Source organism: Prevotella sp. CAG:592 (assembly GCF_000436015.1).
GTDB lineage: Bacteria > Bacteroidota > Bacteroidia > Bacteroidales > Bacteroidaceae > Prevotella > Prevotella pectinovora.
On the sequence record NZ_FR892482.1, the window covers coordinates 1 to 12175 of the forward strand.

General features: G+C 40.3%; 12 protein-coding genes and 1 pseudogene. All 13 read left to right on the forward strand.

What is annotated here, in order from left to right:
• Nucleotides 1-408: pseudogene (locus tag QVO99_RS00210) on the forward strand (hypothetical protein); the annotation flags it as partial.
• Nucleotides 405-1511 (forward strand): polysaccharide pyruvyl transferase family protein, encoded by a 1107-nt coding sequence (locus tag QVO99_RS00215; RefSeq protein ID WP_022315565.1) that lies wholly within the window; start codon nt 405-407, stop codon nt 1509-1511. The pseudogene QVO99_RS00210 and the gene QVO99_RS00215, both read left to right, overlap by 4 nt.
• On the forward strand, nt 1511-2443 hold the full coding sequence (locus tag QVO99_RS00220) for a glycosyltransferase family 8 protein (protein ID WP_288176826.1): 933 nt from the start codon (nt 1511-1513) through the stop codon (nt 2441-2443). The genes QVO99_RS00215 and QVO99_RS00220 overlap by 1 nt, the downstream gene beginning before the upstream one ends.
• 4 nt (nt 2444-2447) lie before the next feature.
• Entirely contained in the window at nt 2448-4280 is a 1833-nt protein-coding gene (gene asnB, locus QVO99_RS00225) for an asparagine synthase (glutamine-hydrolyzing) (protein WP_022315567.1), read from the forward strand.
• A gap of 11 nt (nt 4281-4291) precedes the next feature.
• Complete coding sequence (locus QVO99_RS00230) at nt 4292-5275, forward strand: hypothetical protein (protein ID WP_022315568.1); 984 nt, start codon at nt 4292-4294, stop codon at nt 5273-5275.
• Nucleotides 5272-6321: a glycosyltransferase family 2 protein gene (locus tag QVO99_RS00235; RefSeq protein WP_022315569.1), complete on the forward strand. Its 1050-nt coding sequence runs from the start codon at nt 5272-5274 to the stop codon at nt 6319-6321. Before QVO99_RS00230 ends, QVO99_RS00235 begins: the two co-directional genes overlap by 4 nt.
• 30 nt (nt 6322-6351) lie before the next feature.
• Nucleotides 6352-7167: a glycosyltransferase family 2 protein gene (locus tag QVO99_RS00240; RefSeq protein WP_022315570.1), complete on the forward strand. Its 816-nt coding sequence runs from the start codon at nt 6352-6354 to the stop codon at nt 7165-7167.
• Between the two features lies 1 nt (nt 7168).
• Entirely contained in the window at nt 7169-7885 is a 717-nt protein-coding gene (locus QVO99_RS00245; RefSeq protein WP_022315571.1) for a CatB-related O-acetyltransferase, read from the forward strand.
• Nucleotides 7886-7978: 93 nt separating this feature from the next.
• On the forward strand, nt 7979-8191 hold the full coding sequence (locus tag QVO99_RS00250; protein WP_288176829.1) for an acyltransferase family protein: 213 nt from the start codon (nt 7979-7981) through the stop codon (nt 8189-8191).
• Nucleotides 8192-8280: 89 nt separating this feature from the next.
• Nucleotides 8281-9270: a glycosyltransferase family 2 protein gene (locus QVO99_RS00255; protein ID WP_288176827.1), complete on the forward strand. Its 990-nt coding sequence runs from the start codon at nt 8281-8283 to the stop codon at nt 9268-9270.
• Between the two features lie 50 nt (nt 9271-9320).
• Nucleotides 9321-10253, forward strand: coding sequence for a hypothetical protein (locus QVO99_RS00260; protein ID WP_022315573.1), 933 nt, complete (start codon nt 9321-9323; stop codon nt 10251-10253).
• Between the two features lie 12 nt (nt 10254-10265).
• Complete coding sequence (locus QVO99_RS00265) at nt 10266-11246, forward strand: acyltransferase family protein (protein WP_022315574.1); 981 nt, start codon at nt 10266-10268, stop codon at nt 11244-11246.
• Entirely contained in the window at nt 11239-12150 is a 912-nt protein-coding gene (locus QVO99_RS00270; RefSeq protein WP_022315575.1) for a glycosyltransferase family 2 protein, read from the forward strand. The genes QVO99_RS00265 and QVO99_RS00270 overlap by 8 nt, the downstream gene beginning before the upstream one ends.
• The last annotated feature ends 25 nt before the right edge of the window (nt 12151-12175 follow it).

The window sequence follows — 12175 nt, forward strand, 5'->3', positions numbered from 1 at the left end:
CCCTTAAATGGGCTCAGGTGGAGTCGCAATAGCGGCTCTGCCAACTGTGATATGCCTCAAAGTGTCGTTTTCGGACGGCCTGGGGGGTGGGAAAAAACTGATTGCCATTTCAATGAAGATGACAAGGGGTGCTCTTTGGTTTTGCTAAATACTGAGAAGGGGAAAAATATATTCGAAGATGTGAAAGACCAACTAAACACAATATCCGTTAGAATAGAGAATTGTTTACAGCCCAATTTACAGCGCCCCACTGTAATAAACGAGAAGCGTGATGCGTTTGAGCGCGATTACGAAGAACGGGGATTCAAATATGTATTCTTCAAATATGGCAAAGATGGTATGCGGTATAAGTTGAAACAAATGAAGGCAGACGTTAAGCAAAAACTCAAGAGACTACTGAAAAGATGAAAATAGGAATCATAACATTTCATTATGCACACAATTATGGTGCGGTACTGCAGGCTTATGCCCTTAGTACCAGATTGTGTCTGGAGGGGTATGATGCCAAAATAATTGACCTAAGGCGTTCCTTCATATATAACCAATACCTACCATTGGAATTTTCTTATTTTTATAACAATTATAGGGAGAATAACTCGATAGTATTGTCGTTGCTAAAGTCTTGTAAATGTTATTGGAATAATCGGAAAAGGAATGTACAATGGAAGCGTTTCGACAAATTCATAAACAAACAATTGCCTACCACGAAACGAGTCTATAAAATTGAAGACATAGACAAACTGAAATTGGATGTTTATATTTCTGGTAGTGACCAAATTTGGAATAAAAAATTGACAAATGGATTTGATCCATTATATTTTTGCAATGGATTTGGTGTAGATAAGCAAAAATTAGCTTATGCCGCCAGTAATGGTTCAGAACTTGTAGAGAAATCTAAATTGGAAGAATTCAATTCTCTTATATCTAATTTTGATGCAATTAGTGTTAGAGAAAAAGGATTGTCGGATTTCTTAAATGCAAATGGTATTAAAAGTGTTAATGTTCTTGACCCAATATTCCTTTTGGATAAAAATGATTGGGCAAAGATCTGTTCGCCGATAAGTTATTCTGACTATCTGTTGACGTATTCATTCAGCGAAGAGCCAAGTTTCTTCTCTGATGTATTAGACTTTGCGAAATTAAAAGGACTGAAAGTCGTTAGCATTTTGTTTCATCATCGTGATGATATCGATACAGACATAATACAGATAACAGATGCAGGACCTATGGAATTCTTGGCATATTTCAGAAATGCGTCATTTGTCATTACTAATTCTTTTCATGGAACGGCATTTTCAATACTTAATGAGAAACAATTTATATGTGTGCCGCCTAGAAAAGGTCGTGGAAGAATAGATTCATTGCTTAAAAGCCTTGGACTTACAAGTAGAATACAAAATGGGGCTTTTCATATGGATGATTCTATTGACTATAAATATGTCTTGTCAGAACTGAATGTATTAAGAGCTTCGTCTATGTCGTTTTTGAAATCTAATTTGAAGATAAAGTGATGAATATATCTTTATGCACAGATGAAAACTTTGTCATGCCTGCATTGGTATGTATAACATCCATATTTGAAAACAATAAGGGTGAGCATTTCTCTGTCTATATTCTGACGGATGGCATTTCAGAAAAGGCAGAATTGAAATTCTTACGTTTGGCTGATATATATAAGCAGGAGATATTTATCAAGACTATTGACAAGAGATGCTTTGATGGTTTGACTGTCAATGAGCGTTTTCCTGTCTCTATGTACTATCGCTTTTTGTTGCCTGATATGCTTCAAAAAGAAGAAAAGGTGCTTTACCTTGATTGTGACATCATCGTGAGACATTCATTGAAACCTCTTTATGATATAGACCTATATGGCAAAGCTATTGCTGCGGTTGTTGCTGAGAGTTGTGACGATATTGTTTTTGAGAACACGCTTTTACTTGAAGGAAAATATTTCAATTCTGGAGTATTGCTGCTAAACCTTGAATATTGGCGCAAAAATGATATTGCAAAGAAACTTATCGGATGGGTTGCCGATAATCCGGACAAATGTTCTTTGCCTGATCAGAACGCACTAAACAAAATATTGGACGGCAGTGTTGTTTATGCAGATTACACATACAATTATCAAGAATGGTGGTTTAGAGATTCCTTAGTCCATTATATGCACTATAGCAAGTGGAATGAAATTAGAGAACGTGGTAAGGATCCTGTAGTTGTGCATTTTTGCGAGGCTGAGAAGCCTTGGTTTACAGAATGTAAAAACCCTTACCGGAATGAATTTCTGTATTATGCAAATTTGCATGACTTTATTGGCTTCAAACTTCAAAAGCGATATGGCTTTACATACCAATGCGCTAATTTCGTAGATCGTATCGGTTTGAAATTCAGATATTGGGCAGAGAAATGGCAGAAGAATATTGTCAAGAATATAAAGATAAGCTAATTGTATGTGTGGAATTTTCGGAACTACACGACGTTACGAACGTAGTATCGTAGAACATAAACTGGAGTTGATGAACTTCCGTGGTCCCGACCATACGGGCATGGAAGTAATCCGAACACCAGATGGCGAGACTCTGACATTGGGACATGTACGTCTGTCTATCATCGACCTTGATTCCCGCAGCAACCAGCCGTTCGTTTATACCGACGATATCAGCATCGTCTTCAACGGTGAGGTGTACAACTTCCTTGAACTGAAGAAACAGTATCTGGGCGACGTCACATTGAGAACAGAGAGCGACACAGAGGTTATCTGTGCTATGTATGAGAAATATGGACTCGACTCTGTGAAACTTTTCAATGGCATGTTTGCTTTCGTTATTTATGATCGTCGAAAGAATATTATGGTAGGTGCTCGCGACCGCTTGGGCAAGAAACCATTCTATTTTTGGCATGAAGGCAGGAACTTCGAATTCGCATCACAGCCTAAGGTCATAAAATATGCCAATGATTTCCATATTGATGCAACAGCCCGCCAGTTCTATCTGCTGCAAGGTGTCATTCCAGATCCTTATAGCCCATTTGAGGAGGTGAAGAAATTGAGAGCAGGTGAATGTTTTACCTTCAATCTCGCTTCAGGCAAACTCGATATACAGACTTATTGGGATGTAGACTCTAATTCATGTGGTTTTTCTGCTCCAAAATCATATGATGAAGCAAAGCAGATGGTCAAAGATCTGCTCTTTGATGCCGTTCGCCTGCGACTCAATGCGAATGTGCCGGTAGGTACATTCCTGTCTGGAGGTATCGACTCTTCATTGATTTGCGCCATCGTTTCAAAGTTCAACAAAGACTTATGTGCATATACTGCAGGCTTCGACAACCAGCAGTTTGACGAGAGTCATTTTGCTGTTGACGTAGCGCGCTCCTTGGGTGTACCTATTAAGGTTTGTCCGTGTACCGGTGACGACCTCATGAATGTTTTCAACGATTATATCACCTATTTTGACGAGCCGTTTGCCGACGACAGTCTGATACCGAGTAGTCTTGTTGCAGAAAAGGCACGCCAGGACGTTACAGTGATTCTTGGTGGCGATGGTGGTGACGAACTCTTCTATGGCTATCCCAAATACGAATGGACAAAGGCACGTCTGCATCAATACAAGAAACCGTATTGGCTTCGTAAGCTATTCACACCATACTTCAAGCATAAGGGTGGAGAGGGAGAGGTTATGCAGTCTACCCAGCACGACTATGCCGACGTGTATCGTAGCCTTGGTATGTTCTGTTATGATATGGGAGGCGCGGAGAAGTTCGACCGTATCACTCTTGGCAGGCAACAGCCCGACATGAAATACCTGCAGAACAAGCAGCGTGGCATCCTTGCATATAGCGATTACGACATGAAGACATTCATGAACGCCGTAAACCAGAAGGTTGACCGTGCCACAATGCGCTGCAGCATGGAGCTTCGTAGCCCAATCATGGATTATCGTGTGGTAGAATACTCTCGTCTTTTGCCTTATGAGTATATGATTAATGGTGAACTTGGCTTGAAACGAATATTGAAGGATATCCTCTATGAAATGGTACCAAGAGAGTTGCTCGACCGCCCGAAACGCGGCTTTGTTCCGCCAACCAAAGACTGGTTCAGAGGCGAAATGAAACAAAATTTGTTTGATACCGTATCACAAGATAACCTCACGAATTTATTGCCGGAATTGAATGCAGACAAATTCATCGCTTTAAGAGATGCGTTTGTGAACGGCAGGGAATTTAGCTCACGTATGTTCTTCACGGCATATACATATATAAAGTGGTTTAACAAATACATGTAAACTTTGTAATTATGAAAACAAAAATTGTATATGCCTTAATCGCTTCTGAAAATGATTTGTTTTTGGAAGAGTGTTGGACGTCGATATATTCTCTAAGAACATTCCACGATGATGCTCATGTGGTGTTATTAGTTGATCAAAATACTAAACAATACATAGAACAATTTGAAGATTTCTGTAAATTGATAACAGAAATAACAGTTGTTCCAGTACCGGAAGAGTATACTGCAAAACAAAAGTCAAGAGAATTAAAGACCAAAACGAGACTCTATGTAGATGGTTCTATGCTTTTTCTTGACAACGACACTGTGATATGCAAACGATTGGATGAGATCGACAACCTAACGTGTGACATCGCTGCTGTGCCTGAAAATCATTTGCCTCTTGCCAATATGCCATTTAAACCATTAGGTTCTGTAAAGTCTGTGTTTGGTATAGACGCATCAGACAGTAAGTTCTATTTTAATTCGGGTGTCATATATGCTGCTGATAACGAGCTTATACGTTCTTTCTTTAAGAAGTGGAATGAAAACTGGAAATTCTCTTGTTTTGAAAAGGAAAATTCTCAAGACGAACCTTCGTTCTTAATGGCGAACCGAGAATTTGGTAACATTATTGAAGAATTGCCAGGAATTTATAATGCTCAAGTGCAAATGAGCTTAAAGTATTTTGCAGATGCTGCGATTGTTCACTGGTGGCACATGAACTTCATAGAGAATCAAGACTATTCCCCATACTTTTCTCAATCAATATATAAAACCATCAAGCGAGAAAGGAGAATTAGTGAAGAAACAGATTGGCTGATACGTAATTGTAAACAATCATTTGTTTCTCCAAGTATGCCGGTCGGCATTGACCAGATGTACTTTTTGTTCTCTCCAGCAGGCAAAATCTTTAATAAAATTTACAAGGAGGGCGGAGTAGCATCAGCACTTATGCTTAAAGTGTCAACGCTGCTTGAGAAAATCCATAACATAACAAATCGAAAGAAATGATTTCTGTTATAATACCTGCTTATAACGCAGCCGGAACCATTCGTCGATGTATACAGTCTGTTCTTGAACAGACATACGCGGAATGGGAGATGATAATAGTTGACGATGGTAGCAAAGATGATACTTTAGGCATTTGTCAGTCTTATGACGATAGTCGGATACGAGTCTTACATAAAGAGAATGGAGGTGTGAGTTCTGCCCGTAACATGGGATTGAATTTAGCTCAAGGTGATTATATCGCTTTTATTGATTCCGATGACTTCATAGAGACCGATTATCTACAACACTTGTTACATGGCTTGGGTTATGATATTGTTATTACTGGCTTTTACTATGGTGCAGTTCCCGAAGCCTCTTGCTTTAAATTCCAACTGTCAGACAAGCAAAAGGTTAGTCAAGAACTTTCAAAACTGATAAATGCAGATCAGCTCTGTTTCCCTTGGGGACGTTTGTTCAAGCGTTCTATTTTAGAGCAATATCAGATACGCTTTGATGAACAAATGCGTTTCGCCGAAGACAATGTTTTCAATTGGGAGTTTCTTTGTCATGCCGAGTCCATTTATATAGATTCTACACAGAAAGACTACCATAAGTCTGCTGATGAAGGCGAAAGCGGCTATAATCTATCCTTTGAAGAAATGGAATATGTAGATAGCCAATTGTTTAAGTTAGCTAATAGATTGGAACTCTACTATAATGTTCCACTAAATTTGGGAACTAAGCAATTAATGCATGTCTTGTTCCTTAAAGATATGCTGCAGTTGACAGCAAGTCAATGGTATGAATACTATAAGAAATACCACACCAAAGGAACAAAAAGTGAGGGTTATAGCTTTATCATGCAGACAATTTATTACATGACATTGGCAAAAATCTCTCAAACAAAAGATAAAAGCATAAAAAAGCAAATGCTGAAGCAATTGGATTGTTTTATCGATAAACCTCTAACAATGTTGACTTCATCATCAATAAAAACACGATTCCTTATACCATTTGTCAAAATGAAAATGAATGGAATTGTATTGAAGCTTATTAACAAAATGTAGACATCAAAAACTGATAAAATCTATTTTAAAATGATTACTGTAGTAATACCTTTATATAACAAGGAGACGTCAATTGCACAGTCTTTGAAGAGCGTGCTCTCTCAAGAGTATGATGACTTTGAAGTGGTGATAGTTGATGATGGTTCTACAGACGGATCGGTTGGCGTTGTTGAGGCTATAAACGATTCTCGCATCCGACTGATAAAGCAGGAGAACGGCGGACCGAGCAAGGCTCGAAATACAGGAGTGAAGAATGCGAAAGGCGAGTGGATTCTATTCCTTGATGCTGATGACGAGATGTTGCCAGGGGCATTTGAGCTCTTTAGTGAAAAGATACAAAAACATACTGATGTAGATATGTTTCTTGGTGAGGTGATTGTCAACAATGGCAAGAAAGAGTGTTTAGCTGTTGAATACAAGGAAGGTGTTGTTGGCAATCCGTTCAAAGCTCATGCTTTTGGTCGTTTGTTTCAATGCTCAGGCACTACAGTATACAGAAAAACGATAGTAGAAGAAAATCCATTTGACGAGCGAGTGCGTCGATATGAGGATCTGCAGCGAATTTTCAAACTGTATCGCAAATACAGACTTTATCTCTGTCACAAACCGGTAGCAAAGTTCAACTTGGAGTTCTCCGCAGCCTCTCGTGCCCGTAAGGACATAAAAGAAGACTTCTTAGGTTATCTCGATTTCAAAGGCAAATCGTTTTGGGAGAAGATGGCGTTGTATGCGTTTTATCTCGGTGAGCGCAACTACTATCCAGAGCAATGCAGAAAGCTGTATCCTGGGCTGCATCGCAGATACGATTGGTTGTTGCTGTATAAGTTAATTCACTTCTTAAAATAGAATGACAAAATTATTAGCAATAATAAAGAAGCTGCCGGTTTTAAGTAATCTGCTCCTCTATTTATGGCAGAAATGGCATAATGGCAAAAAAGTTAAGTTCTGGTACTCTACACATATATCCTATCGTTGTGGCTTTGAGGGAATGAACATGGTTGGTCCACATACCGATTTCTTTGGTTCCTTAGGATATGGCTCGTATATCGGTGGAGGTGGAATGGTTAGTGCTGAGGTAGGGCGCTTTACGTCCATCGGTCCAAACTGCCGATACATCAATGCTACCCATGCTTATAAGGCGCCGTTCGCTACAACATGTCCTTTGTTCTTTTCTAAAAGCAACGGAAACAATCCGCAAGGCAAGACGTTTGCTACAGAGCAGATGATAGAGGAGTTCAAGTTCTATGATAAAGCCAGAGAACTTGTAAACAAAATCGGTAACGACTGCTGGCTTGGTTCCAACGTCACTTTAATTGGTGGGGTAGAGATACACGATGGAGCGGTAGTCCTTGCCAATGCTGTGGTTACAAAAGATGTTCCGCCGTATGCAATTGTAGGTGGTGTACCTGCCAAAGTCATTGGCTATCGTTATGATGACGAAACAATTCAGTTCCTACAGAAAACCAAATGGTGGAATAATAAACAGGAATGGTTTGAAAAGAACTGGAGACTGCTGAATGATATAGAAGCATTGAAAGAATATTTTAATTTGAATTATAAATAATAAATTAGATGTTGTTCTGCCAATTGCGTGGCAGCTGGTAACCCGTGCAGGGTGATAAAGAATTTAAAATAATGAAACAACGATATTGATTATATCGACCGAATGAAGGGCATGGCAATCTTCTTGGTTGTCATGGGACATGTTTACGTAATGGTTTTCAATCAGGGTGAGGATATCACGTACAAATGGATAAGTAGCTTTCACATGCCTTTGTTCATGTTCCTGAGTGGTCTTGTGGCTTGCTCAGGTGTTGTGGTTCCGTATTGGGGCTTTGGAAAGTTGTTCCGGTTGTACACACAGTTTTGAAAAACGCTAAATAGAAGAGCAAATTATATATGCATTAGCGCAGATATGTTTGGATAATAACGCCATTATAACCCCATAGAAACATAAAAATGAAACAAGATGAAATGACAAGTAAAAAGGTTAGCATTATAGTGCCGATATACAACGTTGAGCAATATCTACGGCGTTGTATAGACAGTCTGCTTGCCCAGACATACACCAACATAGAGATTGTGCTCGTTGACGATGGAAGCCCAGACAACTGTGGTGACATCTGCGACGAGTATGCACAGACGGATGCACGCATAAAAGTTATACACAAGAAGAATTGCGGACTTTCGGCTGCACGCAACTCTGGAATGGAAGCAGTGAGCGGCGAATGTGTTGCGTTCATCGACTCGGACGATTGGCTTGAGACGGACGCTGTAGAGTACCTTATGGGGCTTACGGATGGAGAGCGGATAGAGATGGTGATGGCTGGGTATAACATGGTGAACGACAACAGCTCGTGGTGCCCATGCGTAAACACGCAGAAGCGAGAGGTGCTTTCTCGCGATGCTGCTCTTAATGAGATGTTCAGACCGAAGGATTATCCATATTTGGGGTATGTAGCTGGCAAATTATGCCGAACCGATTTGCTGAAGAATGGGAACAAGCGCTTTGACGAGAGTCTGTTCTACCACGAAGACCGTCTCTTCTGTGTGTCGTACCTCTGTGCTGTACGCAACGAAGTGGCTTATATGACACGCCCCGTTTTCAACTACTATCAGCGCAAGGGTAGCCTCATGGGGGCATTATCGAACGGTTACAATCCGAAGTATGTTACCGACTTCTATTCGTATCTGAAGATTCTGGATGAGGTGAAGCGGATAAAGACAAAGCTGCCGGTAAGGCAAATGGTGAAGACCGGCATGTGCTTGTCTTATAAGACTATCATCGGCATGATGATAAACGGCAAGCAGTATGACAAGCAGGCGCATCATGGCATGTTGCGCAAGCTGATAAGCACAGGTGCTGTTTTCCAGTACGTAAAGATGACACTGGTTGCGGTAGCTAAAGATCTGCTGCTCTTTGTGTACCCTAAGGCGCTTATAAAGTAAAGAGTATCGTTTTTGTCCGTTCGTCGGACTGTTTAAATAAGAGTTTAGAAATGAAGAAAATAAAGGCAGTGGCTCCATACGCATTCGGCGGTAAGCCGGGTTTCAAGCATCAGCCGTACGAGGCTTGGGTGAACATCGGCGGACGCACAGCAAAGCCACATTACCCGCCAAAAGTGTTGCACTCGTTGGCATACAATGTAGATTTCCCTTCTTTATGCAAATGCGGAAAGGAGGCACGACTCCGCTTGGTAGAACCCGTAGCATTGACATACGATGCGTTCCCCGATTATATATTCTACGAGATAGTACCGCTCATTTGGGACTGTTGGCCACATTATTTCGGCAAGGTAGCAAAATGGTTGAAAAGACACGATGTGAGAACCGCCATATTCACCTCGTCGCAAACAGCAGATCTCATGCGTAAGGAGTTCCCGAACATGAACATACTCTCCATTCCTGAAGGTATAAACGTTGCTACATACCATGCCGGTAAGAATCTTGCGGAAAGAAATATAGACCTGCTCGAATATGGCAGCATTAAAAGGAACTTCTTCCAGCATTACGTGGCAGGCATCAAACACATGAACAGTCAGAATGCAAACGGCTGTATGCGCACATTCAGCCAACTGCTCGACACTATGGCAGATGCAAAAATAACCATATCGCTTCCGCGATGCGATACGGCGCCCGAAGAAGCCGGCGGTATCGAGACGTTGACTCAGCGTTTTTGGGAAGTGATGCTCTCGCGCAGTGTGCTTCTCGGACGTGCTCCTAAGGAGCTTATCGACTTGGTTGGATACAACCCCGTTGTCACTATTGATAAGGAACACGCCGACGAGCAAGTGATGGATATAGTGGAGCACATCTCAGAGTATCAGGACTTGGTGGACAAGAACCGTGAAACGGCTTTGAGAATGGCTCCTTGGGAAATCAGAATGAAACAAATAATGGAATGGCTGGAAGGTCTGGGGTATGAAAAGTAAACATATAATTATATGAACAAAGCGATAACAGATAGCATAAAATTTATTTGTTGTATAGGAATATTTATACATCATTTTTATCTTCATTCACCATATGTTGGATTCTTAGGACCAACCGCGTGTGTAATATTCTTCTTTCTGAGTGCATACGGAATTAGTGTGTCCTTAGAAAAGAAACCGATGGCATTACTTCCTTTTATAAAGAAAAGGCTATTTAAGATTTATCTTCCTTTGTTGATGATAAATACATTATTTATTTTAGGAACAGGACTGCTATGCAAAGGTTACTTTAGTATCCCAATTTTCAATGTTTTTGGAGATAATATAGATTTTGTGCAAAATGTTTCTACATTGGATCTATTTCTTTACATTGTAGGTATCTATAAAATTGATGGGGTAACCTGGTTCTTGAACGTATTATTTGCCATGTACTTATTTTTATGGTTTATTCATAAAATGGCGAATAAGGCACAAAGGATAATTGTAACAACTATTGCTTATAGCATTTTTGTAATTGGTTGCATAAACATTACCCCCCCCGTTATGTTTGGACTCATTTTTGATCCTTTGGGAATCGTAATAGGTGTTCTTTTTGCAGAGAAAAAGCAACTGATTGAATATATACAATCAAGAATTACCACAAAGTTAATTATCCTAATAGGGATCATAGTTTTTACACTTGGTTTTTTGATGGGAACAATGCAGAATATAGAAGGAAGTTACACAAAGCTAATATTATTAATTGTTGCTGTTTCGTCAATAATTTTTACTACAGCTTTAGCTACGGGCAAACCAACAAAAAAGTTTAGTAGCATTAGTACGTTTTTGGGTGGAATATCATTTTTTGTATATCTAACCCATGAAAAGATTGCCAACATAGTATTTTACTTTCGAGGCAGTAGTTCATTGGTCCTGACATCAATCGGAATCTGTATAATTTCTGTTGTTCTCTATTTGTTTTATCAAAAGATAATAAAAAAGATATATGGTTAAAGTTATAGCAGTCGTAGTCACTTACAACCGACTGAATCTCTTGCAGCGAGTTGTAGGATCTTTAAAAGGTCAGAGTAAAAGACTCGACAAGATATACATTATTAATAATGGTTCGACGGATGGCACGAAGGAGTGGCTTGACGGTCAAACCGGCTTGAACGTAATCCATCAGGAGAACGTTGGCGGTTCTGGTGGCTTCTACAGGGGCATCAAGGAAGCCTCGAAGGAAGAGTGCGACTGGATATGGTGTATGGACGACGACGTGTTCCCCCGAGAGGACTGCCTGGAAACATTGCTCAATGTAGCAGAACGAAATGAGAAGTTGGGAATAGTTTGTCCGCACCGCTTGATGAGCGGCAAGACATTTGTAGGCGAGGCAAAGACGCTCAATCTGACTAATCCTTTCTCTGATATGCACAACGACATGCTTACGGCTCAGGAGGTGGAAAGCAACGAGACGATTGGCATTGTAGGAATGGCTTTCGAGGGTCCGCTCATCCGCAAGGAAGTTGTCGAAAAGATTGGACTTCCGAACAAGGAACTGTTCATCCTTTACGACGATACCGATTATAGCTATCGCGCTGTGTTGGCAGGCTATAAGGTTGTGGTGGCAAGAGACGCCCTGATGGATAAGTACGACTTCCAGTCGAACTCCAGCTACAGAGAAGACAAGATGAAAAACAAATGGAAACTGGCTTATCATATCCGCAATACTGCCTACTTCGGTCATAGATATGGCAAGAACATTTGGGTGAGACATTTTGCAGCAATGCCATTCCTGCTTCACATGTATGCAGCCATTACGTTCAACTTCGTAAAAGGACACAAGTATTCGTTCTCTGACTATGGGTTGTTCTGGAAGATGATGAGAAGAGGAGTCAGAGAAGATTTAGGTAAAATGTAATTGTAGAATCTTTAAATCTTTTTCA